This window comes from Halomicrobium sp. HM KBTZ05 (genome assembly GCF_041530035.1).
Lineage (GTDB): Archaea > Halobacteriota > Halobacteria > Halobacteriales > Haloarculaceae > Halomicrobium.
Genome location: NZ_CP168057.1, coordinates 148,244 through 172,715, shown reverse-complemented (window position 1 = coordinate 172,715; position 24,472 = coordinate 148,244). Strand labels below are relative to the sequence as shown.

The window sequence follows — 24,472 nt, the reverse complement described above, 5'->3', positions numbered from 1 at the left end:
CAGAAGGGCAGATACGACAACATCGAGAGAATGTTCAGGTTCCTCTACCGCGAGTGTCGCAGAGAACGGTCGAGTGTGGCGGCGTCGCGGGCCGCGTTACTCGCTACGAGCGACGAGTTCGATCTCGACGCCGATGTCGATTGGGAGGCGGGACACTTCCATGGCCGCGCGGGCCGGGTACGGCTCGGACATGTACTCGGCGTACACTTCGTTGACCGCGTCGTAGTTGTCCATGTTGGTGACGTAGACGTTCGTCTTCAGCACGTCGTCGAGCGACGCGTCGGCGGCCTCCAGGATCGTCTCCAGATTTTCGAGGGTCTGTGCGGTCTGCTCTTTGATGTCCTCGGAGACGACCTCGCCGCTCTCGGGATCGACCGGCCCCTGGCCGGAGACGTAGATGCGGTCGCCGTCCTGCATCGCCTGGGAGAACGGTCCGATCGCGCTCGGTGCGTCGTCCGTATGGATTTCTCGCATACCAGAAGCCAGTCACAACGCGACATTGAATCTATCGATCTCGTCCGGTCGGGGGCTCGTCGGCCTGGTATATCTCGTTCTCGAAGGACATCGGCAGGCCGCTCGTGAGCCCGCCGTCGACGACGATGTTCTCGCCGGTGATGAAGCCGGACCGCTCCGAGGCCAGGAAGAGCGCGGTGTCGGCGACCTCGTCGGGACGACCGAACCGACCCAGCGGGTACTGGTCGAGCCAGCGATCTCGGGCGCTCGTCTCCGCGGCCCGCTCGTCGGTGTTTTCCATCTCCTTCTCGCGGCTCTCGGTCTCGATCGTGCCCGCCGAGAGGACGTTCGAACGGACGCCGTACTGGCCGTAGTGGGTCGCGATGTTGCGCGAGAGCGCCAACAGTCCGCTCTTGGCCTCGGAGTAGCCCGAGAGCCCGATGCCGAACAGCCCGTTGACCGAGCCGACGTGGACCATCGAGCCGCCGCCGGCCGCAGTCATCGCCGGCAGCGCCTCCCGAGCCAGCAGATAGGGGCCCTTCAGGTTGAGTTCGAGCATCCACTCGAAGGTCTCCTCGTCACAGCGGTGGAGCAGATCAGCCGACTCGGCGGCACCCCCGGCGTTGTTGACGAGCACGCGCAGATCGCCGAACTCCTCGATCGCGACGTCAACGAGATCCCGCACCGCGTCAGGGTCGGTAACGTCACACTCGACGGGGACGACCCGACCGTCGTGGTCTGCCGTGAGCTGTTCGGCGACCGGAGCCACGTCTTCGTAGGATCGCGAGCAGATCGCGACGTCGCCGCCGGCCTCGGCGAAGGTCGCGGCGATCTGTCGCCCGATGCCTCGTGACGCGCCGGTCACTATCGCTGGTCGGTCCGCGAGGGACAACTCGATCATATCGATCCGATACACGGTCGCGGGTCCCAAGAAGGTTCCCCCCGGCGGCGGGCCCCGACGGGAGCAGAGCGAACGACGATCTGTCGACGACGACAGCTATCGGACGCGGTACTCCTCGACGGTGTCGAGATCGACGTCGATCCCGAGGCCGGGGTCGTCCGGCACGGTCATCCGGCCCTCCTCGACGGTGAAGGGGTCCGCGATGACGTCGTCTTCCCAGCCGTAGTAGGTCGTGTCCGGCGGGAGGGAGAATCCGGGGATCCCGTGGACCGCGTGCAAGATCGCGGCCGTCCGGATCCCGAGGTCGAACGCGCAGTGGTGCGTGTAGGGGACACCGGCGTCCTCGACGATGGCCGCCTGCTGGCGCAGTCCCGCGATGCCGCCCGCCGGAGTCAGATCGAGGACCGCCACGTCCATCGCGCCGGCCTCGACGAGCGAGCGGAGGTTGTTGGGGATGTACGTGTCCTCGTTGGGAGCGATCGGCTGGCGCAGGCGCTGGCGCAGCGCCGCCAGCGAGTCGTGGGCGTTGACGCGGATGGGCTGTTCCATGTACTGCAGGAAGATGCCGGACTCTTCGAGTGCGGCCCCGACGCGGACCGCCTGATCGAGCGACCAGCCCTGATTGGGGTCGAGACGGAACTCCAGTTGCCCGTCGACCTCGTCGTGCATCGCCTGGATGCGGGCCACGTCCTGTTGCCAGTCACGGCCGGCCTTGGTCTTGAGGACGGAGAAGCCGGCGTCGAGGGCCTCCTGAGCCTTCACGCGGGACTCTTCGGGCGAGAGGATACCCAGACAGAAGGCGAACTCGACGGCGCGGTCGTCGGCGGCGTCGGCACCACCAGCGGCGGCGTTCATCGCGGTCGTCTGGTACGGTGCGGTCGCCCCGCCGAGCAGTTCGAAGACCGGCTTGTCGAGTGCCTTGCCGGCGATGTCCCAGCAGGCCGTCTCGACGGCGGCGAAGAACAGTTCGATGTTGGTGTACTCGATGAACACCTGTCGGCGGAGCCGTTCGACCTCGAACGGCGACTGGCCTTCGATCAGCGGACCGATTCCGTCTTCGATGATCGACTCCGTGGCCGCCGGTGAGAGGAAGGTCCGCATCTCGCCCCAGCCGGCGATGCCCTCGTCGGTGTCCACGCGGACGAGGACACGTTCCATCGATTCGACGCGGCCGTGGTTGGTCACGTACGGACCGATCCCGAGACGTTCCTCGAGGTCCACCAGCGGTACGTCGACAGTCGTCGCTGTCACGTCGGTGATCTCCATGCTCACGTGTGCCAGCGGAGCCACAATGAACGTATCGGCTCTGGCCGAGGAGAGAAAGGGTGGGGACGTTACTCCTTGACCGCGCCCGCAGTCATGCCCGCGACGATGTACTCCTCGAGGAAGGCAAACAGGACCAACAGCGGCAGGATGCCGATCACGGAGACCGTCAGCATCATCCGCCAGTCGGTCTGGAGTGCCCCGACCATCGAGAACACCCCGCGTGGGATGTTGTACTTCCCCGCGTCGGTGAGGAAGGTGAGCACGAACAGCAGTCGGTTCCACGCGTAGAGGAACGTGTAGGTGATGCTCGCGACCAGCGCGGGCTTGGTCAGCGGGAGCACGATCTTGGTGAGGATCTGTCGCTGGCTGGCCCCGTCGATCCGGGCCGACTCCTCCAGTGACTCCGGTATCGTCTGGAAGTACCCGTACAGCATCCAGACGTTGAACGGCAGCGTGAACGCGGCCGCCGGGATGATCACCGCGAGGTACGTGTTGTAGATCCCGAACTGGGTGATGACGTCGAACAGGCCGACGATCAGCACCACCGGCGCGAACATCTGCACGACGAGGACCGCCAGCAGGAACGATCGCTTGCCGACGAAGTCGTTGCGCGCACAGGAGTACGCCGCCGGGATCGCCAGCAACAGCGTCAGCGCGACGGTCCCCAGCGAGATGAGGAAGCTGTTACCGACCCACAGCAACACGTCGGTCTGGCCCCAGACGGCCAGATACGACTGGAAAGACGGGTCCGCGGGGAACAGCGTCGCCGGACTGGAGAAGATCTCCGACTCCTGTTTGAGCGTACTGGAGAACATCGCGTAGAAGGGGAACATCATGATCCCCAGCAGCGCGATCAACACGCCGTAGAGGCGGACTTTGCGGAGCTGGCTGCGCTCCTGGCCGGCCATCATAGTTCGTCACCTCCGCTGGTGTAGATCCGCAGGTAGATCACGGCAAACACCAGCAGGAACAGGAACCCGACGACGCTGTAGGCCGCGCCACGGCCGAGGTTCCCGTTTTGCAGCCCGACCTGGTAGATCCAGATCACGAGCGTGGACGTGGTGTTGATCGGCCCGCCGCCGGTCATCGTCCAGATAGTGTCGAAGCTGACGAACGTCCAGATCGTCGACAGCAGCGTCGCGATCAGGATGACGCTCTTGAGCTGTGGGATCGTGATGTAGCGGAACTGCTCCCACTTCTCCGCGCCGTCGATGGCTGCGGCTTCGTACAGTTCCTCGGGGATCGACTGGAGCCCCGCGAGGAAGATGATCGCCATGAACGGCGTCCCGATCCAGATGTCGGCCACGACGACGCCGAGCCAGGCGATCTCCGGGTTCCCGAGGATACCGATCCCCTGATCGATCACGCCCAGCTTGATCAGGATCGCGTTGAGGTAGCCGTACTGGGGGTGCTCGATCCAGCGGAAGACGACCGCCGAGATCGCGTAGGGAATCCCCCACGGGATGAGAAACGCCGTCCGGAAGAACTTCCGGCCCTTGATGTCACCCTTGAGGTGAATCGCGATCAGCAGGCCCAGCAGCGCCTTGCCGGCGACGCCGACCAGCACCCAGCGGCCGGTCTGCCAGAGCAACTGATAGAAGATGTCGCTCTGGAAGATCTCCACGTAGTGCTGGAAGCCGACGTACGTCTCGATCGTCGAGTCGGCCGGTGACTCGTAAAAAGACAGCCGGAACGTCTCCAGGATCGGCCACCCGACGACGCTCAGCAGGAAGATCGCGGCCGGCGCGATCAGGAGATACGCCTGTCTGTGTTTCCACAGGTACTGCAGTCCCCGTTCGAAACGGGAGTCGGCCGGCGACTCCGTGTACTCTTCTGCGACGCCCATCTGTTATTGCATCATCTCTTCGAGGTCCGCCTGTGCGTCGTCCAGGGCCTGCTGGGGGGACTTCTGGTCGCCCAGCGCTTCCTGGATCGCCTGGACCATGCGGTTGTTGAACTCGTTGAAGTTCGAGAGCTTCGGCCGAGCACGAGCGTACTGACCGGCCTCGATGAACGGTGCCCAGTTCTCCGAGTCCTGGAAGTAGTCACGCTCGCCGACCGCCTCGACCGTCGGCATGAACCCCTTGCTGCTCGCGTACTCGAAGTGGCGGTCCTCGTCGAAGTAGAACCGCAGCAGATCTCGGGCGAGGTCCTCGACTTCCGTCTGGGCGAAGATCGAGATGCCGTCGATGGTGTTCAGGCTGTAGCGGCCAGCGGGCCCCTCGGGCACCTGTGCGATGCCGTAGTCGAAGTCGGCGTCGCTGTCGTCGATGTTGATTCCCGTATAGACGTGAGCAATGACCATGCCCAGCGAGCCCGACTCGAACAGCTGGCGGATGTCCTGGCGCGTCGAGGACAGCGGCGAGGACTGGGTGACGCCGTGTTCGAGGTGCAGGTCCGAGTAGAAGCTCAGCGCCTCGACGCCCTCGTCGGAGTTGACGACCGGCTGGCCCTCGTCGTCGATCAGGTCCGCGCCGTGAGACCAGTGGTAGTGGTAGTACTGCGAGCCGGTCTCGATGGCGTCGGCACCGGCCAGTCCCAGTGCGGGGGTGTCGGTCTCCTCGGTGATCGTCTGGGCCGCCGAGAGCATGTCGTCCCAGGTGTCGAGCTGGGGGTCCTCCGGGTCGAGGCCCGCCGCCTCGAACACGTCCTTGTTGTAGTAGAAGCACTTGTTCGAGGCAGCCCACGGAGCGGCGTAGTACTCGCCCTGGTACGTACAGCCGTCTGCCATGCCCTGGTAGAACTGGTCGCCGAACTCGCCTTCCATCATGTCGGTGATGGGGACGAGCGCTTCCTTGCCGACGAGCTGGGGGATCCAGCGGGCCGGCCAGCGAGCCACGTCGGGTGCCTCGCCGCCGTCGACGCGGTTGTTGACCGTCTGCTGAGCGTTGTCCCAGGTGACGCTCGTGAAGTCCATCGTGACGCCGTACTCCTCTTCGAAGGCCGCGTTGTTCTTCTCGAAGAACTCGGCGATGTTGTCGCCGACCCCCATCGTCAGGAACTGGATGGTCTGCTGGTCGCCGCCGTCTCCGCCGTCGCTTCCACCGTCGCCGCCGTCTCCGCCGTCGCTTCCACCGTCGCCGCCGTCACCGCCGCCGTCGCCCATACAGCCGGAGATGGCGATGAGGCCGCCGGCACCGATGGCTTCGAGCATTCGTCGTCGGTCGATACGTCCGTCGGAAAGTGAGTCTGGTTGTTCGCTCGGCATCTGACAGCATTGTTCACTCGATAGTATATAAATCCGCCGATTTATCAGGGTCGATTATTAAAAACAACGGCCAACAATCGGTCACGCGTTGTGTTCGTGGATCGCGACCAGCAAGGCGGCGAGTTCGCTCGTGACGGCGTCGTAGATTCGAGCCCCCTTCTCGGCGCTGGCGAGTTCCGGCGCGCCGATGGCACCCGACTCGGAGTACTCGTCGAAGGACCGATACACCGAGACTGGACCGCCATCCAGGAGGTCGCCGCCGCTCCACTCGTAGTGTTCGTCCCAGAGAGTGCCCTCGCGCTTCGCGGCGTCGGCGACGAGGTCGGGCCGCAAGTGGAGCATCAACGAAGTCTCGTACTCGCCGCCGTGGGCCATCCCGCCGTCCTCGCTGTCTCGCAGCGCTCCCACCTCGTCGGTGGCCAGCGTGAAGTACGTCGTCCCGAGGACCTCGGCGTCGGTCTCGGTGCCGACGGTGCTGACGACGGCGTCGACGAGCGCCGCGTTGCCGCCGTGGCCGTTGACGAAACAGACGGCGTCGAAGCCGTTCTGGATGCCAGTCAGCGCTACGTCTTCGAGCACCGCACGGAGGTGGTCGAGTTCAAGCGACAGCGTCCCACCGAACGAGAGGTGGTGGGGCGAAAAGCCCGTCCAGACCGTCGGGGTCACGAGGACGGGGACGTCGTCGCCCGTCTGTTCGGTGCCACCGTGGACGACCGCGTCGACGAGGATGGTGTCCGTCGCGACCGGGAGGTGGTGGCCGTGCTGTTCGATGCTCCCCACCGGGACGACGAGGACCGAGCCGTCGCTGTCGGCGACCTCGCGAATCTCGGCGTACGGCTTGCCGGCCCACTCGCTGTCGGTCGCGCCGATTGAATCGTAGAGCATGATCAGGCTGTCGGGATCGCTTCGGGTTCGTCGTCGATCGGGACGCGATCGCCCGTCTCGTCGAAGAAGTGGATGTCCTCGATGTCGAAGCCCAGCGCAACCGTCTCACCGGGATCGGGGTGGTACTCGCTGTCGACGCGAGCGATGATCTCGCCGTCGCCCTCGGGCGGGTGCAGATAGAGGAAGTTGTCCGAGCCCATCGGCTCGACGACGTCGACGACGGCTTCGAGGTGGCCCTCGTCGGTGCCGACAGTCAGATCCTCGGGGCGGACGCCGAGGGTGTAGGCACCGTCGTCGAGAGACACCCCGAGCGTCGTCTCGAACCCGTTGCCCGAGAGGTGGACGCCGTCGCCGCTTTCGGTCACGTCGACCTCGAAGAAGTTCATGCTCGGCGAGCCGATGAACCCCGCGACGAACTTGTTGTTCGGGCGGTCGTAACACACCTCCGGCTCGGCGATTTGCTGAAGTTCGCCGTCGTTGAGGATGGCGATGCGGTCGCCCATCGTCATCGCTTCGGTCTGGTCGTGGGTGACGTAGATCGTCGTCACGCCCAGTTCCTCCTGGATGCGCTGGAGTTCGGTGCGCATCTGGGTCCGCAGCTTGGCGTCGAGGTTCGAGAGCGGCTCGTCCATCAGGAACACGTCGGGGTCTCGGACGATGGAGCGTCCCAGCGCCACGCGCTGTTGCTGGCCGCCAGAGAGCTGCTTGGGGAGCTGATCGAGCAGCTCCGGAATTTCGAGGAGATCGGCGGCGTCGGTCACCCGCTCGTCGATCTCGGCGTCCTCGTACTCATCGGAGAGACGCAGCCCGAAGGACATGTTTTCCCGAACGCTCATGTGGGGATACAGCGCGTAGTTCTGGAACACCATCGCGATGTTGCGGTCCTGTGGCCGGACGTCGTTGACGACCTGGTTGCCGATCTCGATCTCGCCCGCGGTGATCGTTTCGAGCCCCGCGATCATCCGGAGCGTCGTGGACTTCCCACAGCCGGACGGACCGACCATCACGAGGAATTCCCCGTCCCGGACGGTGAAATCGATCTCCTTGACTGCCAGAAGATCGTCGTACACCTTTGTGACATCAGAGAGACGTACCTTGCTCATGGCGACGTACACCACCCTGCGTTACTATGGTTAAAAAATCTATCGGCGATCTAGAGAGCGGCCGCAAGCGTGCCACCACACGATGAAGCCACGGTAAAACAGCGGAGAGCGCCGTCTACCGTCGCGTGAGAACAACCCACAAAGTACATTTGACAATGACAAACTTTACAACCGGTGAAGTGGTACAGAGTAACATGACGAACGACCGGACGCCACGACGAATCCAGTCGGTGGAACTGGCGTTCGACATCCTCGAAGTGTTACGCGATTCGGGAGGCGCGACGGTGACGGAAGTCGCCGACCGGATCGGTCGCTCACCGGGCACGACCCACACCTACCTCGCGACGATGGCAGACCGGGGATACATCCAAAGCAGGGACGGAGAGTACCACGTCGGACTGTTCGCAGTGCCACTCGGTGAGTACGTCAGAAGCCAGTCCCGGCTCTACCGGGTCGGCAAGTCGGAGGTCGACGAATTGGCGCAGGAGACCGGTGAGGCCAGCCACCTCGTGGTCGAGAGCCACGGCCGCGAAATCCCGCTGTACGAGCGGTTCGGTTCAGATGCCGTCGGGGAGACGCTGTACGAAGAAAACAAGGGCCACCCCCGCAGGAACCTCCACTGCTCTGCCGCCGGCAAAGCGATCCTGGCCCACACACCGCCAGAGCGGCGCGACGAGATTCTCACGAACTACGAGTTCGCCGAGCGGACGCCACAGACGACGACCGACGAGGCGTCACTGCGCGAAGAGTTCGAAGCCGTCCGACAGCAGGGATTCGCACAGAACGACGAAGAGCAGATGTCGGGGTTGCGCGCCGTCGGTGCGCCGATCCGATACGAGGGTCAGATTCGCGGAGCGATCAGTCTCTCGGCACCGACGAGCAGGCTGCAGGGCCAACAGTTCGAGGCCGAGATTCCGGAGCGCGTCGTGCAGGCCGCAAACGTCGTCGAGATTAACCTCCAGTCCGCATGAGTGACCGCTATCCACCAATGGTAAACGGCCGTGTTGACAATGAAATATAATTAACAGTAGTACCGTCGTTAGATGAATTATTTATCGTCGTATTCATTTCGGAGAGCGATATCGACCTATATTTGGTGTGAAATAAACACGGCACTTTTTTGACGATGTCAAAGGAGAGGCCACGGAACGACGACACCATCTTGCGTTGGCGAGCAAACAGCCACATGCCGCCACAGTGCCCTGAGAGCGGTCCTGGTTCCGCCGAGGGGTCAGTTCAGCGTTACACTGTCGGCCCAGCCACGCCTGCCACTATACCGCCGGAATCGTGTTCATAATTTACGCATCTCTAATCGGATTGGCCCTATTTTGCATTTTGCTCCCATATCTTCAGTTATGGCCCCAGGTTCTGGTTTTTCATCAGCCGATAGTCGTTCTTTCGCTACAAGCCTGGTCGCTCTTTCGTGTGATAGCCACACCAGCCACTGTTTGGCGCTTGTACCGACGAAACCGACACCCATGCTTGCAGAATCAGCCTCGCAACAGAGTCCGGGACAGTGTATGCGTCCGTCACCGGAGACGATAACGGCGGGGTGACTGTCGACGGCCGACAAAAGTGATTATACGGATCCCCCTCGTACTCCCGCTCGATGCTGCTGATACTGTGTGTCGACCTCGACGACGACCTCGGCCGCAAGACGGATTGTGAGACGCCCGTCGTCGGCCGCGACGCCGTCGAGTCGGCCGCAGTCGAACTGGCGACTGCCGACCCCGAAGACTCCGACGTGAACGTGCTGTTCGAGGGCGTCCACCTCTACGACTCCATCGACGACGAGGCCGTCGAGGTGGCAGCCGTCACCGGCGTCGACGGGAGCGACGTGGCAGCCAACCGCGCCGTCGGCGAGGAGGTCGACACGGTACTCGCATCGCTGACCGCCAGCGAAGACGTGCGCGCACTGCTCGTGACCGACGGTGCCCAGGACGAGTCGGTAGTGCCCGTGATCCGCTCGCGAATCCACATCGACGGCGTCCACCGCGTGGTCGTCCGCCAGGCACAGGACCTCGAATCGATGTACTACACGATCAAGCAGGTGCTCGACGACCCGGAGACCCGCGGGACGATCCTCGTGCCGCTGGGCATCTTGCTCTTGATCTATCCGCTGGCGATCCTCGCGAACTTCCTCGAACTGCCGGGATCGGCCATCGGGATCATCTCCGGTCTGCTTGGCCTGTACGTCCTCGCGCGCGGTCTCGGTGCCGAGGAGACGCTGGATCGGACCGTCGACCGCATCCGCTCGGGACTGTACACCGGGCGCGTGACGGTGATCACCTACGTCGTCGCGGCGGCACTGATGATCATCGGCGGCGTCAGAGGCGTCCAGACCATCGAGTCGATGGCCATCGAATCGGTCGCCGAAGCCATCGCCGGCCTCGTCTTCGGCTCCGTCCGGTGGTTCGCCGCCGCCGGCATCACCAGTAGCTTCGGCCGCGTCACCGACAAGTACCTCTCGGACAGCTTCGAGTGGCGCTACCTCAACGCCCCCTTCTACGTGCTGTCGATCGCGGCCGTCCTCTACGGCGTCAGCGCCTACTTCCTCGGCAAGGCCACGATCGAGGAACTGGCCGTGGCACTGACCGCCGGCACGCTGCTCGGCCTGGGCAGCACGCTCGCGTTCGCCATCGCCGAGACCCGCTGGCAAGGAGCCGATCCGGTGTAGTCAAGCGCCTGGCGTGCCAGGCTGCCGGCATGTACGTCTCCAGAGCCGTCCGGTCGATCCGGGACGACCCCATCGACGGGGAATCCGTCGGGCTGGTCCTCGAACCCGACGACGAGACCGATCCCGACGCCGTCGCCGCGGCCGCCCGGGCCGCCGACGCGACCGTCGAGCGCCGCCTCCAGTTCGGCGAACTCGAAGTGCGCGTCCCACACCAGCAGGTCGACGACGTCTGTGCCATCGACGGACTGGCCGCCGTCGAGACCACCAACGCGATCGGGATCCACCCCGACGAAGCCGAAGAAGACATCGACCAAGAGGGGTGAGACGCCCGACCGCCCGTCGCTGGGCACCGCCCCGGACGACGCGACGACCGCCAGTCCGAGTCGTACCGCTTTTGACCGCCCGGGGAGTACGCGGCGACGAGGGCACGTAGCTCAGTCCGGATAGAGCGTCGGACTTCTAACGCCGTCACGCCCGTGACGGTGGAAGCGATCCGACGGTCGTGGGTTCGAATCCCACCGTGCCCGTCGACCTTTTTCTGCGTCGGGTGCGCTCCGCGCACCACTCCTTGAAAAACGTCGATGAAAAAGACTCTCCGAGTCGCGCCTGCGGCGCGCTCGGAGCGAACCGCCTCGCTTCGCTCGGCGGATACTCACACTACGTCGGGATTCGAGAACTGGAGACGACAGAATTGTGCCGACCATCGTGTGAAGGAATAGTGCCGTATTACTCGAAGCGTGGTCAACCGAAACAATTCTGATCAACAAGAGTTCGACACTCGGACGAGCCGGCGCGAAGTAGCCTTTCACCCATCCATATCCGATGTCCCTGAACGAATGGCTACGTTGCCCCGCTGGGTGTGATGCGACGATCGAGGTGGTCACCCTTCCCGGCAGTCGGATCGGACGCCGGGAGACGGACATCGCCGTCTCCCGAGCACGACCTCACTCCGTTCGGTCGAACTCCAGTGTGTGGCGTGTGGTCGCGAAATCGAAGAACCAGTCGAACAGGTCGAAGAGAACTATCGGACCCTACAGCGCTGAGCCATTCTGCTGTCCGCCGATCTATCGGTCGAGGTGCTGGTCGAGCGTCGTAAACTCCAGCTCGTCGGGAGCATACTGGTACTGCTTCAGGTCTTCGTCGTCACAGTGCTGGGAAAGGTTCGCCGGAGAAACGTCCTCTCCGATGGGTCCCTCGAAAACGACACTCACTTCATCGTCGTCGACGCTCACCACGACCGCGTAGTTTGGATCATCGTGGGAAGACTTGACGACGTAATCCCCGACGGTGAACGGACGCTCGGCGAAGGCCAGGTTCTCGTGCTTGTACGTGTAGAGGCTGATGTCCTGATCGTCGCAGTACGACGACAGCAGCGCCGGGTCGATATCCCGCCAGTCTCCCGGTCCCTCGTCGAGCGAGCTGGGGAAGGCGACTCGGACACCTTCGCCGTCGAGTTCCTGCCCGTACAGCTCGATTTGCGTCTCCGGCGGCAGTACCTCGACGACGACCCCGACCGACGAGTCTTCGTCCGCTCGCTTTTCGACGCGATCGCCCGGCTGGAATGGGTTCTCCTGCGTCTGGTTCATGTTCGCCGTGTTCGGCCCGAGGTCCTGGAGGTCGTTCATCGGGCGAGCAGCGAGGTGTTCGAGCTTCGCTGGCGAATCACCGGAGAACCGCCGTTCCGTCTCGACTTTCGATTTGAGGGTGTCGACGTGCTCCCACCCCAGCATGATCAAACTATCCTCGTTGTCCCGGTGCCAGACCATTACGATAATGTCGTCGTCTGCGTCGTTTTCGATCAGGTTCTCCGGGTGGAAGGCCGACACGTCGCGGGAGGTCTTCACGTCAATCTCGTATCCAAACACCTCGAAATCGTGGCCTGCGAAGCTCTCGGGATTACATCGCCTGAGCGCGTCTTCGTTCATCCACTCCCACATTTCCGCCGGGAGGAACTCTCGACAGAACTGCTCGAACGCGATCTCCCCCAGGTTCCCGATTCGCTTCGCGTCGATATCTTCGGCGTCCTGAATCACCGCTTGGTGATTGGCCCGACTGCTGTCGATTTCATCAGGGCTGAACTCGTACACGCTATTTCCAGTTCGTCGTAACAATATGAGTGTTTGTATTCCAGAAACAATATTCGAACCAGAACACATCTCGGAGTGCGATCTCTCCAACGAAAGCTGGTAATGGTTCAGGTGCCGTTGGCGTCTCGATCTCTAAAGTCCAAACGGATCGTATCTCCGGCTTCGCTGGACCAGCCGTGCAGGGTTTCGGTTAGTTACTGCGCGATCTCGCTGTCCTCGAAGACGAACGTCCCATCTTCCTGGACGCGCTCACCGTCCACCTCGATGTACGAGTCTTCCGACATATCCACGATCATGTCGACGTGGACGGCGCTCTGGTTCTGTTCGTTGTCTTCGCCGACGGTGTCGTCGTAGGCGCGGCCGACGGCCATGTGTACGGTATCGCCCATCTTCTCGTCGAACAGCATGTTGTAGGTGAACTGGTCGATGTCGCGGTTCATCCCGATACCGAGTTCGCCCAGTCGGCGTGCGCCCTCGTCGGTGTCGAGGACCTCGGTCAGCACGCTCTCGTTTTTCGACGCGCTGTGGTCGACGACGCGGCCGTCCTCGAATTCGAGGAAGGCGTCCGTCACTTCCCGGCCCTGGTGGTACAGGGGCTTGTCGAACAGGACTTCGCCCTCGACGCTGTCGGCGACGGGGGCGGTAAAGACCTCGCCGCCGGGGAGGTTTCGCTCGCCGTAGTCGTTGATCGTCGGGTTGCCGGCGACGCTCATCGTCACGTCGGTGGTGTCGCCCGAGACGATCCGGACCTCGTCGGCGGGGTCGAGGATCTCGACCATCTGGGACTGGTGTTCGCGGACGGCGTCCCAGTCTTTGTTGACTGCGTCCCAGACGAAGTTCTCGTAGCCCGCCGTGCTGAGCTGGGCCAGCTGGGCGTTGGTCTGGGCGGGGTACTGGGTGAGACACCAGCGCTTCGAGAGGCGTTCGTCGAGCAGCGGTTGCTGGGCCTGCTGGTAGGCGGCGGTCGTCTCGGGGTCGACGTCGCTGGTCTCGGTGGCGTTGCCGCCGCCGCGGATGGCGATGTACACGTCCATCTCGTCGTACAGCGCCTGGACGTGTGCCGGCGTCTCGAAGTCGCCGTCGTGGTTGCGGAGGTACGCGCGTCGGAAGCGGGCACCGAGGCGGTCCTGGACGGTGAGTGGGTTCGCGCCGCGGTCGGCGATCACCTCGTGGAGCGCCGTCACGAGGTCCGCCGCGTCGGGGTGGGCGTCGATGACGACGTCGTCACCGGCCTGCAGCTCGACGGAGTGGTCTGCGACGATCTCTGCGTGTTCGCGGACACGTGGGTCCATGTCGACAGCCACCGAGTGCGTGAACTAACAACTTTCGTCTACTTGCGCTGGCTCTCTTTGATCCCCTCTTTGAACCCCGTCACCGTTCGACGAACCATCAGGTAGAGGAAAAAGACCAACAGGAGCAGGACCGCCAGTATCGCGTACACTTCCCAACCGGGCATGGCCGGCCGTTGTAGCCGGCCGACCAAAGTCGTTTCGGCACGTCCGGAAATCGGGCCGCTCGACCGGTTTTCGCGTCTGTAAAATAGCTCTTTGATGTATGGTAAAGACTCATACGGTCGTAGTACGTACCCAGAATGCATGTCACTGCTCCCCTCGAAAGACCCCGCAGTCACCGACGCGGACCCTCGGGTGATCTCGGTCGACAGTGATGACGCCGACGACGTGCTCTCGGCGTTGTCGGCGGCGACCGCCCGGAAGTTGCTCGCGGAGCTACACCAGGAGCCGGCCCCGCCTGGCGAACTCGCCGACCGCGTCGACACCTCCCTCCAGAACGCCCAGTACCACCTGGAGAAGCTCGAAACGGCCGGTGCAGTGGAGGTCGCCGACACGGCCTACTCCGAGAAGGGACGAGAGATGGACGTGTACGCGCCCGCAGACCAGCCGCTGGTCATCTGTGCGGGCGACGAACAGGAGACCTCGGGACTGCGCAGCGCCGTGACGAGTCTGCTCGGCGGGGTCGCCGTCGTGGGGGTCCTCAGCCTGTTCGTCCAGGAGCTGCTGGGTCGATCGCTGCTGGGAAGCGGTGTCCAGGAGGGGAGTGCCGGCACGGGACAGCCGGGGAGCAGCTATCTGCCGTCTGGTTCTGCCGGGAGCGTGACAGAGAGCGCGGGACAGGTCGCAGCCGACGGCGGCACCGTCGCACAGAGTGGTGCGCAGGCGGCTGTAAACGCCGTTCCACCCGGGGCAGCGTTTTTCGCGGGCGGCTGTGTCGTCCTCGCCGCAGTGTTCGCAGTCTGGTACGTTGATCGGTAAAACGATCGCTTGACCCACCTGCGTGGATCTGTCAAACGGCTCTTTGTCTTACCGTCGTCTCTTTTTACCCCTGGTGTGTACTAACGTGTGCGTCGACCCATCGGACGGACCACGACCAGACTGGCACACGATTCCGTCGACGCTGGCCCCCGTCACTGGCACACCTCCGTTATCACTGTTCCGTCGGGCTCGTACAACGTCGCTCGCAACGCTCCACCAGTGTCCACGAGTTCGGCGTGTGCGGGCCGATACCGGCGGGGATCGGCGTAGCTTCCCGGATTGACGAGCAGCCATTCAGACGTATCCGACAGTTCTGGCCGGTGTGAGTGGCCGACCACTACCACGTCGGCAGCCTCCTGCCGAGCGAGCAGCGACAGCGCAGTCGCCGAGTGTTCGTGCCCGTGGACGACGACGAAGCGAAGCCCGTGCCACTCGACGGTCGCGGTACTGGGGAGTCGGTCCCGAAGCGCTGGCTCCTCGTTGTTGCCCGCGACGGCGACCAGTTCGGTCGCCTGGGCTGTGATGGCGTCGTACACCGCTTCGGTCGTGAAATCGCCCGCGTGGATTACGGTGTCGGCCTCGCGGACGGCCGTAAGCGTCCGGCCGCCGAGTCGGTGGTCGTCGGTGCCGTGCGTGTCCGAGATGATCGCGAGCATACCGCAGTTCCGTTCCAGAAACACTTAGTTGGGGCCAGATGAGTCCCAAGCAATGGCTGGAAGCAAGTCGGTCGTCCTTGCCGCGTTGATCGCGAACGGTGCGATCGCGATTCTGAAATTCTTCGGGTTCCTCCTGACTGGGAGCGCGGCGATGCTGTCGGAAACGTACCACAGTATCTCCGATACCGGGAACCAGGTGTTTCTACTGATCGGGATCCGCTTTAGCGAGCGCAGTCGGGATCGACAGCACCCGTTCGGCTACGGCAAGTCACAGTTCTTCTACAGCTTCCTCGTCTCGGTGTTGCTCTTCGGGATCGCCGGCTGGGAGAGTGCAAAGCACGGCTGGAAGCAGCTCACCGGCGGCAGCCACGGTGGTGGCGGCCACGCCAGTGAGGCAGTCGACCTGCTCTTTTTCACCTACACGCCGCCGGCGTGGCTCGAACCGGTCTGGGTCAACTACACGGTTCTGATCGGGGCATTCGTCTTCGAGACGTGGGCGCTGTACAAAGCCCGTGCGGAGATGCAGCGCCAGATGCAGGCCAACGACTGGACGAGTTACAGAGAAGCGTTCCGCAAGACCAGTGACGTGACGACGCTGACGGCCCTGACCGAAGACACCATCGCACTGGCTGGCATCGTCATCGCACTGGTCGGGATCACGCTCGAACAGGCGACCGGCAACGCCGTGTTCGATCAGATTTCCGCACTCCTGATCGGGATCATGCTGATGGGCTTCGCGCTGGCGCTGGCCTGGGAGAACAAGCGGCTCCTGCTGGGCGAGAGCCTCCAGCCCGACGAGGAAGCGGCGTTGCGCTCGGTCATCACCGACCACGCAAGCGTCGAAGAGATCAGGGACTTCCGGACCGTCTACTTCGGTCCCCGGAACGTGCTGCTGACCGCTGACGTGGCGTTCGAGGACGGCCTATCGACCGACGAGATCCACGAGCATATCACCACGCTACAGGAAGATCTCAGAGCGGTCGACGAGGGGATCCAGCGGATCTACATCGAACCGGAGAGTTGATACTACCGGCTGTAAATCTGTGAATGATTTCGCCACCCCGGGGTGGCGGAGATATTCACGAAGTGACAGCCGGCAGTATGAGATAAGAGTGTACTGTTTGGAGGCGCGGCTTCATGCCTCGGTGAGAAGGCCTCGAAAGTGGATTGCTCGGTCGCTTATCTGAACAGCGCTTTGTCTATTGCCGCAGGATTAATGTACGTGAGTTTTCATATAAACCATATGGATATTCGAAAAATAGAACCGCTAGACGTGATTGGAGCAGGAATAGCTGCAGTCGTCTTTGGATACCTTCTAATCATAGAGGGGAGCCTCATACCGGGCTTCGTACTTGCAGCCTGGATCCTCTCAATGTCGGTTTCGCTTCGGAGCAGTAACTACGAGCATACTGTTGTTTTGTTGGTACTCGGCTCACTCATTACCGGTGCAATGATCAGTGGACAGTTCACCTACCTGCTCCTTTCCGTTGTTGTTGCGGGATTTGGCTATACTCTGTGGACAATCAAACGATCATCCAGAGACACTGCTGCATTGTAGCGACTAGCGAAGATGGACGAGCGGTAAATACTTTCAATCACCAACTGCTGATCTGTCACGGCCTTCGCCAGCGAGCACACTGCGTCAAACGAAGCACGATCCGTTACTAGGGCCGAACCCTTTTGCCCAATAGCGGCCAAGAGTGTGTCGTGGCGACGACCGACGACGACTACCTGCGATTTTTCCCCTACGACGAGCCCTACGACCACCAGCACGAGGCGATGGGCGGCATCTACGACGCGCTGACCGACGGTCGTGACGTGCTCTTCGAGGGGGCCTGCGGGACCGGCAAGACGCTGGCCTCGCTCGTGCCGGCACTGGAGTACGCCCGGCAGGCAGACAAGACCGTCGTCATCACGACCAACGTCCACCAGCAGATGCGTCAGTTCGTCGCAGACGCCCGCGCGATCACCGCCCAGGAGTCGATCCGCGCGGTCGTCTTCCGGGGCAAGGGGTCGATGTGTCACATCGACGTCGACTACGAGGAGTGTCAGGCGCTGCGGGACACCACACGAGACCTGGTCGACAAAGAACAGGAGCGAGCCGAGCTGGAACGCCAGGAGAGCGAGCTACTCGACCAGGCTACTGCCGACGGCGACGCTCTGGGCGACGACAGTCAGGAGAACGCGCTGGAGGCCCGCAACGCCGTCATGGACGAGCTCCAGGCGGTCGAGGACGAACTCGAAGAGCTACAGACCGACGCGACGATCTGCGATCACTACTACCGGAACCTCACCGTCGACACGACCGAGTTCTACGCCTGGCTGTACGAGGACGTTCGCACGCCCGACGACGTGTACGAGTACGCCCACGACCGCGGGCTCTGTGGCTACGAACTGCTCAAGGAGGGCATCGAAGGCGTCGATCTGGTCGTCTGTAACTACCACCACCTGCTCGATCCGATGATCCGCGAGCAGTTCTTTCGGTGGCTCGGTCGGGACCCGGAAGACGTGGTCGCCGTCTTCGACGAGGCCCACAACGTCGAGAACGCCGCCCGCGACCACGCTCGTCGGACCCTCACCGAGACGACCGTCGAGAGCGCGATCGACGAACTGGCCGAGAGCGACGATAGCCGGAGCGAGAACGCCCACAACGTGCTCTCGACGTTCCTGCGGGCGCTGCGGACGACCTACGACGACGCCTTCGGCTTCGGCGAGCGCGAGCAGGTCGAGGACCACTGGTACGACCTCTCGATCGCCAACGACGACCGTCGGGACGACCTCACGCTGGCCTTCCTCCAGGAGTACAGCGGTCCGGGGTTCCACGAGGAACTGGATCAGGCGCTCGATCTTGGGCGCGAACTCGACCAGCAGTACGAGGAGGCGTTCAAGCAGGGCGACCTCGATACGCGCAAGGAGTGCCAGACCCTGCAGGCGGCCCAGTTCCTCTCGGCGTGGCTCGAAGAGAGCGACGACCTCGGACAGTACCCCGTGGTGAGTGTCCGACGCCGGGAAGAGAGCGGCGACATCTACGGCCGGGCAGAGCTGTACACCTGCATCCCCTCGAACGTGACCGGGGACCTCTTCTCGGATCTGCACGCGTCGGTGCTGATGAGCGCGACGTTGCGACCCTTCGACGTGACCCAGGACGTGCTCGGGCTGACCGACCCGGAGACGATGGCTTACGGCGAGCAGTTCCCCGAGGAGCGCCGACGGACCTACGCCGTCGACGGCCCCGCGCTGTTCGCCAGCGAGCGCGACGACCCCGCGACCCAGGACGCCGTCGCGGGCGTGCTGGAAGACGCCGCCCAGATGACGCCCGGGAACACGCTGGCCTTCTTCCCGAGCTACGCCGAGGCCGAACGGTACCACGAGCGAGTCGACGTCGACGGGCAGCAGTACCTCGACGAACCGGGGACACAGGCACGAGACCTCCGGGAGTCGTTCGTCGACCGCGACGACGCGCTGCTCTGTACCTCGCTGTGGGGAACGCTGGGCGAGGGCGTGAGCTACGACGGCGACGACGCCCGCACCGTCGTCGTGGTCGGCGTCCCCTACCCCCACCTCGACGACCGGATGGACGCCGTCCAGAACGCCTACGCGACGAGCTTCGGCGGCGACGAGGAGGCCGGGTGGCGCTACGCCGTCGAGATCCCGACGATCCGCAAGACCCGACAGGCGCTTGGCCGCGTCGTTCGCTCGCCCGACGACTTCGGCGTCCGAATCTTGCTCGATCGACGCTACACGGAGGCCGCCGAGATGGAGATGCACGACTACGCGGTGCGGGGGACCTTCCCGCCCGAGGAACGGGCCGAGATGATCGACATCGACCCCGAGAAGCTCAAGTTCGCGATGCTGAACTTCTACCAGGACGTGGACGGGTACGACGGCCCGCCGCCGACGCCGTAGGCACGGACGCGAGTGAGATGAGTGTCCGGCTTCTGTGCCCACGTTGTTCGAGGGGTCCCGCGAGCGGGTCACGCTACATTTCAGACGGAGTATGAATACAGTTCCAGACTGCGCCATGATAGCGATCGGTACCCAACCGGTCAGAATTGCCACCAGCTCAGTTCGACAGCCACGGGGCATGGTATTTCCCAGCAAGCTGCTCTGTTGAATCCGCAGACAGCGATAGGATAGCGTCGCTCTGAAGATGGAAGCGAAGCGGAAAGAGTGAATGTACCAATGCCACTCTTCCGCTTCGAGGGAGTCATAGAACGATTACCACACCAAAGAGCAGGGTGAATGCTGAGATGGTATGGCCTCAGCAACCCTGCAAGATGATCCTTCGGTAGAGACGTTCTTCAATGTCGCGGAGACCGAGACGCTAGCGCTGTTTGAGCATCTCTCCTTCGAGTTTCTCGAAGAGTTCGACGTGTTCGCCCCGGCGCAGACGGGGCGAACACGAGAGCACGAGCCACCAGAGATGATGCGTGACTTCCTCCACTGCTACTACAAGGACATCTACGGTATCCGCCCTGTTAGCACGAGAGCTCCACAATACGGTTGTCTGGCTTGGCTGTGGCTTCGATCGACCGCCGTCGAGAGACGCAGTCGATCGATTCCTCACTGACCTCGAACACGTCGTCGACAATATCTTTGATCACCTCGTCGAGCAGGCCGCTCGCCGCGGCCTGCTCGACTTGATCTACTGCATCGATTCGACCGATGTGAGAGCGATGCCCGCCGATCAAGATGCGTCGAAATGCTACGAACCAACCGACCAAGAGTACTACTACGGCTACGGCTGTACGATCGTCTCGACCGGGCAAAAGATCCCGATTGCGGCAGAGTTCACAGACAGTAAGCAAGCACCAGAAGAGACGGCGATGCGCCTCACACGTGACGCGCTTGCCGTCGCCAAGCCGATCTGGATGGTCGGTGATAGCGCCTACGACACGCTCGACTGGCACGACCACCTGCTGGCCGCAGGGGTCGTGCCAGTCGCCCCGTACAACGCGCGAAAGACATCGAGTACAGGGTCGAAGACCGTATTGAAGAACACAGCGAGGACTCAGCTGAAGCAATCGACGCTAGACAAGACGTATAATCGCCGGATAGGAGTCGAACGAACCAACGAATCAATCAAGGGCTGCGACCTCGGGCAAACGCACGCCCGAGGCCGCGTCCACGCACGAGCGCAAGTGTTTCTTGAGCTGTGCCTTCGCCTCGTCGTCGCAATCACCAACTACGAACGCGGAGACAATCCGGGAAGTACCGTGATCACCGTATGAGAACTCTTCTATGATACCTTCAATACACTCAAAATGACAGCAGTACATTCGTTGTGAAATATATAACTCCATTTAACCTTATTTTTCAATCACTGTTGGAAGAATAGACAGGAAATGCTTGCTAAGAGCGATTTCCGTGAACAACTTTAAGAAGAAATTATGATCTGAGATCAAATTCAAAAAGTATAAATACATCCATATTATTAAATAAATTGCAATGCGAGAAGACCCAGAGTCAAGTGAACTGACCAGACGAAAGACTCTCCGAATGCTTGCTGCCAGCGGAATCGGGCTAGGATTCGCTAGTAGTAATGCAGCAGCGAAAGGAGATCGAACAACAAAGGATGGTAGAAGAAGGAAAGGTGATAACCCGACGGTAGCCGAAGGTACCTCTGGCTTTGTGACGAGCAATAGGGAAACCCCCGATTGGTTCACAATCAAAGATGATGGCAAATACAATCTTCAGGAAGTAAAAAGAACATCCGACCAGGAGATCAGTACTCAGGGTCATGATGGCTGTCCAAATGATAGTATTGTAGTATCGTTTGATAAGGCAATAAAGGGATTTCCAGGGGGAGTTATCAATGTTAAAATACATCACTGTGCGGGTGACCAATGTGATTGGGGGGTTGAACTTACACTACTGGAGCAGTCCGCAGATTTCGGAACTACCGACGACTGTAATGGTAGGTTAGAAACAACTCACACTATTCAAGCAGTTACAATTGATGGTTACGTAGAGGCACATACCCCCTGGAACACACCGGTTGGAGTGATACATTCTTGGACCATCAATTTAGATGCTAGATGGTACAACCCTATAGATGGTTGGCAAGAGGGCTCGGTGGAAGCTAAAGTTGATAATCCTGTCGTGTAGCCCTGGACGGCTCTATCAAATCTGTAGAGGAAAGTGGAATAGGTCATCAGAATAACCGTGTTGAAACGGGAGAGTACTGTTGTGCCGAAACTACTCTTCCTCTTCGTGAAACAGGAGTCCTTGATTGCCCCTATGTGAGGGTGTCATAAAACGGTTACCACACCAAAGAGCGGTAGTGTTTAGTTAGCAGCATTGTGCCATCGAGCGAAGCTTTGCAACCAATTTTCGGCGGTTTCCGGTTCGACGTGCTGAAGCAGTTCGAAAACGACGAGGTTCGACGCTTCAGCTCTCGGAAGATCCGTTTGATAGCGTTCCGATTTCCGTGACGAGATATCTGAAATCGCAGTCCGGCTCGTTGGAGTGCAGCCTGAAGATGGGTTGCACCGTCGACGAGAAATTCGGCTGTTTCAACGTCGTGTTTTTGTTGCAATTCGCCGAGGAAGATTTCGGTGAGAGCGGTCGTGGTCGTTGAAAACAGCCGGACGTGAAGCAGATCGTTTGTTGCCGGATCGCCAGCGGCGTACAGCCAGAATTGCTGGTCGTTGATCCGAATCACCGTCTCATCCACCGCAACCAGATTCGGAGATCGTCCAAAATCTGGCTGTAGATCGGCTTTTTGTACCCAATCGTGGATTGCTTTCCGACTGCGTTGGACACCCAGGGTTTCGAGCAGATCGACGGAATTCGACAACGAGAGTCCCGCAAGGTGGGACTGAATACCCAGCGCCATCGCTGGCTCGGGTGTCCGTTCGCGCTCCACAAAATCCAAATTAATCCACTCTTTACTACCACTGAGCCGGCTGATTTCTGGCATAGGAACCAAGAAATCCGTCCGCCTCACTTTTCACGCTTAACTAAACACGACCGCAGTTCGGGGCGGAGCCGTGGCGGTGTCGGCGATAGACTGCCGAAGTGTACTCGAACCCGAGTGACTGCACCGGAAACGAAGATGGTGGACCCGCGATCCCGAATCGCACCCTTTGAAACCCCTCGCACAGAACAACGGAGCAATGCTAGTCGCCTTCGACTTCGACGGCACACTCTCCGATTCGGAGATGACGGTCCTGCTTGGCAACCAGAACGACACGGCCGAGGACATGGCCGAGATCACCGAGCGGGCGATGAACGACGAGATCGAGTACGCCGAGAGCCTCTACCAGCGGTGTGCGCTGCTGGAGGGACTCAGCGAGCGACAGGCCGACGACGCCTTCGGGCAGGTGCAACTCCGTCCGGGCGCGGCCGACGTGATCGAGGCCCTGCGGGAGGCCGGCGTCTACGTCTGCATCCTCACGGGCGGATTCGAGCGCGGCGTCGAAGCTGCACTCGAAGCCGAGGGGGTCGAGGTCGACGCCATCGTCGCCAACCGCCTGCCGATCGTCGACGGCGAACTCACCGGCGCGGTCGAGGGGCCACTCATCGAGGGGACCAAGGACGACGCCCTAGACATCGTGACGACCATCGTCGGCGAGGATCGGGCCGACACCGTCGCCGTCGGCGACGGAGCAAACGACCTCCCGATGCTGGAAGTCGCCGGCCTCGCCGTCGGCTTCGACCCGAAGCCGGCCGTCGCGCCGTCCTGCGATACGATCGTCGAGACGATGGACGAACTGGCCGATCTACTGGAAGGCGAGGACGTGCTGTAAGGCCTCGTTTGGTATCGGTTCAAAGGCGCTGGCGGCCCCGAGGAGAGATATGACGACCATTTCGTCGGTGTCGCTGGGTGTCCCGCTGTTGATCGCGTTCGGTGTCGTCGCCGGGATCGTCGCCACCCGCGTCATGGACGTGGTGATGGCGCGCCTGCCGGAGGGCGAGACGCCGCCCCTCGTCGCGTCCGGGGTCCTGACCGAGCGAGACCCCGACGCCGCGCCGAAACGGCTCGCCGCCGTGGTCCACCACGTCGCGGGCTGGCTCACCGGCCCGCTCTACGTGACGCTCCTGTTGCTCGCCGGGAGCGTTCTCGGGGACGGCGTGGTGACCTACCTCCTGACGGCGGCGGTCACGCTGGGCCTGATGGTCGGCTTCTTCGCGCTGGTCGTCCTGCCTCGTCCCGGACTGGCCCGCCAGCGCGTGCGGACGATCACCCGCGACTGGGCCGTCTCGGCGGCGGTGTACCTGCTCGTACTGGTCCCGCTGGTGGCGGGCGCGGCGAGCGTGCTGGGCGGGCTCTAGATGGTTGATTAGACGATTGATTCAGCTTCACGAAACGAACACTCCTGACTGATGACCATCCGGAAAATTGTTCTGGAAGCCGGCCAACGCATACTGCAGCGTGACTTATTCAACATCCATCGTAGCGTGATTCCGTTTCTAAATAATCCAAAGCCACCTCAACAGAGCTTGATTCGATGCGCACCACAATAAATAAACATCCCGTCTAGTATTTTATAATATGGCAGCAACAATAGGCATCCCACCGATAGCAATCTTCATGATGATAGTGATTATCGTAATAGTTTGGATTTTTATATATTTAATCAGTGAATGAGGATTTACGAGCTTGAATTCACAGAAGAATTTTGTAGAGATGGTGTGGAGATAACGGAGGGTTCTATAAGTAATGCCGAGCAAAATGCATATGCAAGAAACATCTCTGGAATGGTCTCATATAGCCCTAGTTCTGCTGACGGGGATCTGGATATCAGCGGAGGGAATCATGAATACTTAGAGGCCAGGTACCAAGATCAATTCGACACAGAACCGGTATTTGGTGTTCCGTTAGCTAACTCAAACCCATGGGTAGAGACTAGTTATTATGCTGGACAAGGGGGTCCTTGCATTCGGTCTAATTTAGGAGATCGGGGAATCTGTTAAGTATAGAAGGCTATCAGAAATTATCGTTATATAATATTATTTAAGTT

Annotated in this window: 23 protein-coding genes, 1 tRNA gene and 1 pseudogene; 12 read left to right on the top strand and 13 right to left on the bottom strand. The window is 61.5% G+C overall.

Going from position 1 to position 24,472, the window contains the following annotated elements:
* Nucleotides 1-96 precede the first annotated feature (96 nt).
* The 8 genes from ACAH01_RS00910 to ACAH01_RS00875 all read right to left on the bottom strand — a co-directional run bounded on the left by ACAH01_RS00910 (nucleotide 97) and on the right by ACAH01_RS00875 (nucleotide 7,816).
* Entirely contained in the window at nucleotides 97-474 is a 378-nt protein-coding gene (locus ACAH01_RS00910) for a Rid family detoxifying hydrolase (protein WP_153552028.1), read from the bottom strand.
* A 31-nt stretch (nucleotides 475-505) separates the two neighbouring features.
* Nucleotides 506-1,354, bottom strand: coding sequence for an SDR family NAD(P)-dependent oxidoreductase (locus ACAH01_RS00905; RefSeq protein ID WP_153552027.1), 849 nt, complete (start codon nucleotides 1,352-1,354; stop codon nucleotides 506-508).
* 96 nt (nucleotides 1,355-1,450) lie between these two features.
* Nucleotides 1,451-2,620: a mandelate racemase/muconate lactonizing enzyme family protein gene (locus ACAH01_RS00900; RefSeq protein ID WP_170093041.1), complete on the bottom strand. Its 1,170-nt coding sequence runs from the start codon at nucleotides 2,618-2,620 to the stop codon at nucleotides 1,451-1,453.
* Between the two features lie 68 nt (nucleotides 2,621-2,688).
* Complete coding sequence (locus ACAH01_RS00895; RefSeq protein ID WP_372479940.1) at nucleotides 2,689-3,531, bottom strand: carbohydrate ABC transporter permease; 843 nt, start codon at nucleotides 3,529-3,531, stop codon at nucleotides 2,689-2,691.
* Nucleotides 3,528-4,466: a carbohydrate ABC transporter permease gene (locus ACAH01_RS00890; protein WP_372479939.1), complete on the bottom strand. Its 939-nt coding sequence runs from the start codon at nucleotides 4,464-4,466 to the stop codon at nucleotides 3,528-3,530. The genes ACAH01_RS00895 and ACAH01_RS00890 overlap by 4 nt, the downstream gene beginning before the upstream one ends.
* A 3-nt stretch (nucleotides 4,467-4,469) precedes the next feature.
* Nucleotides 4,470-5,774 carry a sugar ABC transporter substrate-binding protein gene (locus ACAH01_RS00885; protein WP_372479938.1) on the bottom strand — a complete coding sequence of 435 codons (1,305 nt, stop codon included), beginning with the start codon at nucleotides 5,772-5,774 and terminating at the stop codon, nucleotides 4,470-4,472.
* 135 nt (nucleotides 5,775-5,909) lie between these two features.
* Complete coding sequence (locus ACAH01_RS00880) at nucleotides 5,910-6,713, bottom strand: creatininase family protein (RefSeq protein WP_208627508.1); 804 nt, start codon at nucleotides 6,711-6,713, stop codon at nucleotides 5,910-5,912.
* Nucleotides 6,714-6,715: 2 nt separating this feature from the next.
* Nucleotides 6,716-7,816: an ABC transporter ATP-binding protein gene (locus ACAH01_RS00875; protein WP_372479937.1), complete on the bottom strand. Its 1,101-nt coding sequence runs from the start codon at nucleotides 7,814-7,816 to the stop codon at nucleotides 6,716-6,718.
* 194 nt (nucleotides 7,817-8,010) lie between these two features.
* Between ACAH01_RS00875 and ACAH01_RS00870 the strand changes: the two genes are divergently transcribed.
* From ACAH01_RS00870 to ACAH01_RS00855, 4 genes are all read left to right on the top strand, one after another.
* Complete coding sequence (locus ACAH01_RS00870) at nucleotides 8,011-8,787, top strand: IclR family transcriptional regulator (protein WP_170093046.1); 777 nt, start codon at nucleotides 8,011-8,013, stop codon at nucleotides 8,785-8,787.
* A 638-nt stretch (nucleotides 8,788-9,425) separates the two neighbouring features.
* Nucleotides 9,426-10,493, top strand: coding sequence for a DUF373 family protein (locus ACAH01_RS00865; protein WP_372479935.1), 1,068 nt, complete (start codon nucleotides 9,426-9,428; stop codon nucleotides 10,491-10,493).
* Between the two features lie 29 nt (nucleotides 10,494-10,522).
* Nucleotides 10,523-10,816 (top strand): hypothetical protein, encoded by a 294-nt coding sequence (locus tag ACAH01_RS00860; protein ID WP_153552019.1) that lies wholly within the window; start codon nucleotides 10,523-10,525, stop codon nucleotides 10,814-10,816.
* 100 nt (nucleotides 10,817-10,916) lie between these two features.
* Nucleotides 10,917-11,020: transfer RNA gene (locus ACAH01_RS00855), tRNA-Arg, on the top strand.
* A 537-nt stretch (nucleotides 11,021-11,557) separates the two neighbouring features.
* Here ACAH01_RS00855 and ACAH01_RS00850 read toward each other — a convergent pair.
* The 3 genes from ACAH01_RS00850 to ACAH01_RS00840 all read right to left on the bottom strand — a co-directional run bounded on the left by ACAH01_RS00850 (nucleotide 11,558) and on the right by ACAH01_RS00840 (nucleotide 14,036).
* Nucleotides 11,558-12,580, bottom strand: a complete 1,023-nt coding sequence (locus ACAH01_RS00850; protein ID WP_372480817.1) for a hypothetical protein — start codon at nucleotides 12,578-12,580, stop codon at nucleotides 11,558-11,560.
* 194 nt (nucleotides 12,581-12,774) lie between these two features.
* Complete coding sequence (locus ACAH01_RS00845; RefSeq protein ID WP_372479934.1) at nucleotides 12,775-13,872, bottom strand: aminopeptidase; 1,098 nt, start codon at nucleotides 13,870-13,872, stop codon at nucleotides 12,775-12,777.
* A 38-nt stretch (nucleotides 13,873-13,910) separates the two neighbouring features.
* Nucleotides 13,911-14,036: a hypothetical protein gene (locus ACAH01_RS00840; RefSeq protein WP_015761806.1), complete on the bottom strand. Its 126-nt coding sequence runs from the start codon at nucleotides 14,034-14,036 to the stop codon at nucleotides 13,911-13,913.
* 139 nt (nucleotides 14,037-14,175) lie between these two features.
* Between ACAH01_RS00840 and ACAH01_RS00835 the strand changes: the two genes are divergently transcribed.
* Nucleotides 14,176-14,850 carry an ArsR/SmtB family transcription factor gene (locus tag ACAH01_RS00835; protein WP_372479933.1) on the top strand — a complete coding sequence of 225 codons (675 nt, stop codon included), beginning with the start codon at nucleotides 14,176-14,178 and terminating at the stop codon, nucleotides 14,848-14,850.
* A 152-nt stretch (nucleotides 14,851-15,002) separates the two neighbouring features.
* On the opposite strand, the gene ACAH01_RS00830 is transcribed toward ACAH01_RS00835, so the two are convergent.
* On the bottom strand, nucleotides 15,003-15,506 hold the full coding sequence (locus tag ACAH01_RS00830) for a metallophosphoesterase (protein ID WP_170093056.1): 504 nt from the start codon (nucleotides 15,504-15,506) through the stop codon (nucleotides 15,003-15,005).
* A gap of 52 nt (nucleotides 15,507-15,558) precedes the next feature.
* Between ACAH01_RS00830 and ACAH01_RS00825 the strand changes: the two genes are divergently transcribed.
* From ACAH01_RS00825 to ACAH01_RS00805, 5 genes are all read left to right on the top strand, one after another.
* Nucleotides 15,559-16,530: a cation diffusion facilitator family transporter gene (locus tag ACAH01_RS00825; protein ID WP_372479932.1), complete on the top strand. Its 972-nt coding sequence runs from the start codon at nucleotides 15,559-15,561 to the stop codon at nucleotides 16,528-16,530.
* A gap of 219 nt (nucleotides 16,531-16,749) precedes the next feature.
* On the top strand, nucleotides 16,750-17,064 hold the full coding sequence (locus tag ACAH01_RS00820) for a hypothetical protein (RefSeq protein ID WP_372479931.1): 315 nt from the start codon (nucleotides 16,750-16,752) through the stop codon (nucleotides 17,062-17,064).
* Between the two features lie 149 nt (nucleotides 17,065-17,213).
* Nucleotides 17,214-19,412, top strand: coding sequence for an ATP-dependent DNA helicase (locus tag ACAH01_RS00815; protein WP_372479930.1), 2,199 nt, complete (start codon nucleotides 17,214-17,216; stop codon nucleotides 19,410-19,412).
* 524 nt (nucleotides 19,413-19,936) lie between these two features.
* Nucleotides 19,937-20,737 carry a transposase gene (locus tag ACAH01_RS00810; protein WP_372479929.1) on the top strand — a complete coding sequence of 267 codons (801 nt, stop codon included), beginning with the start codon at nucleotides 19,937-19,939 and terminating at the stop codon, nucleotides 20,735-20,737.
* A gap of 217 nt (nucleotides 20,738-20,954) precedes the next feature.
* A complete protein-coding gene (locus tag ACAH01_RS00805; RefSeq protein ID WP_372479928.1) occupies nucleotides 20,955-21,614 on the top strand; it encodes a hypothetical protein in 660 nt (219 codons plus the stop codon).
* Nucleotides 21,615-21,793: 179 nt separating this feature from the next.
* Here the strand turns inward: ACAH01_RS00805 and ACAH01_RS00800 are convergent.
* A pseudogene (locus ACAH01_RS00800) lies at nucleotides 21,794-22,428 on the bottom strand (IS6 family transposase).
* A 196-nt stretch (nucleotides 22,429-22,624) separates the two neighbouring features.
* On the opposite strand from ACAH01_RS00800, the gene serB reads away from it, so the two are divergent.
* Together serB and ACAH01_RS00790 are read left to right on the top strand one after the other, a co-directional pair.
* Entirely contained in the window at nucleotides 22,625-23,257 is a 633-nt protein-coding gene (serB, locus tag ACAH01_RS00795) for a phosphoserine phosphatase SerB (RefSeq protein WP_372479927.1), read from the top strand.
* Between the two features lie 49 nt (nucleotides 23,258-23,306).
* On the top strand, nucleotides 23,307-23,783 hold the full coding sequence (locus ACAH01_RS00790) for a hypothetical protein (protein WP_372479926.1): 477 nt from the start codon (nucleotides 23,307-23,309) through the stop codon (nucleotides 23,781-23,783).
* Nucleotides 23,784-24,472 lie beyond the last annotated feature (689 nt).

Coding starts and splice junctions, on each gene's coding strand:
- ACAH01_RS00860 (WP_153552019.1), top strand. CDS start 10,523: ATGTACGTCTCCAGAGCCGTCCGGTCGATCCGGGACGACCCCATCGAC.
- ACAH01_RS00890 (WP_372479939.1), bottom strand. CDS start 4,466: ATGGGCGTCGCAGAAGAGTACACGGAGTCGCCGGCCGACTCCCGTTTC.
- ACAH01_RS00875 (WP_372479937.1), bottom strand. CDS start 7,816: ATGAGCAAGGTACGTCTCTCTGATGTCACAAAGGTGTACGACGATCTT.
- ACAH01_RS00790 (WP_372479926.1), top strand. CDS start 23,307: ATGACGACCATTTCGTCGGTGTCGCTGGGTGTCCCGCTGTTGATCGCG.
- ACAH01_RS00830 (WP_170093056.1), bottom strand. CDS start 15,506: ATGCTCGCGATCATCTCGGACACGCACGGCACCGACGACCACCGACTC.
- serB (WP_372479927.1), top strand. CDS start 22,625: ATGCTAGTCGCCTTCGACTTCGACGGCACACTCTCCGATTCGGAGATG.
- ACAH01_RS00805 (WP_372479928.1), top strand. CDS start 20,955: ATGCGAGAAGACCCAGAGTCAAGTGAACTGACCAGACGAAAGACTCTC.
- ACAH01_RS00880 (WP_208627508.1), bottom strand. CDS start 6,713: ATGCTCTACGATTCAATCGGCGCGACCGACAGCGAGTGGGCCGGCAAG.
- ACAH01_RS00835 (WP_372479933.1), top strand. CDS start 14,176: ATGTCACTGCTCCCCTCGAAAGACCCCGCAGTCACCGACGCGGACCCT.
- ACAH01_RS00885 (WP_372479938.1), bottom strand. CDS start 5,774: ATGCTCGAAGCCATCGGTGCCGGCGGCCTCATCGCCATCTCCGGCTGT.
- ACAH01_RS00910 (WP_153552028.1), bottom strand. CDS start 474: ATGCGAGAAATCCATACGGACGACGCACCGAGCGCGATCGGACCGTTC.
- ACAH01_RS00865 (WP_372479935.1), top strand. CDS start 9,426: ATGCTGCTGATACTGTGTGTCGACCTCGACGACGACCTCGGCCGCAAG.
- ACAH01_RS00900 (WP_170093041.1), bottom strand. CDS start 2,620: ATGGAGATCACCGACGTGACAGCGACGACTGTCGACGTACCGCTGGTG.
- ACAH01_RS00845 (WP_372479934.1), bottom strand. CDS start 13,872: ATGGACCCACGTGTCCGCGAACACGCAGAGATCGTCGCAGACCACTCC.
- ACAH01_RS00870 (WP_170093046.1), top strand. CDS start 8,011: ATGACGAACGACCGGACGCCACGACGAATCCAGTCGGTGGAACTGGCG.
- ACAH01_RS00895 (WP_372479940.1), bottom strand. CDS start 3,531: ATGATGGCCGGCCAGGAGCGCAGCCAGCTCCGCAAAGTCCGCCTCTAC.
- ACAH01_RS00825 (WP_372479932.1), top strand. CDS start 15,559: ATGGCTGGAAGCAAGTCGGTCGTCCTTGCCGCGTTGATCGCGAACGGT.
- ACAH01_RS00905 (WP_153552027.1), bottom strand. CDS start 1,354: ATGATCGAGTTGTCCCTCGCGGACCGACCAGCGATAGTGACCGGCGCG.
- ACAH01_RS00840 (WP_015761806.1), bottom strand. CDS start 14,036: ATGCCCGGTTGGGAAGTGTACGCGATACTGGCGGTCCTGCTCCTGTTG.
- ACAH01_RS00820 (WP_372479931.1), top strand. CDS start 16,750: ATGGATATTCGAAAAATAGAACCGCTAGACGTGATTGGAGCAGGAATA.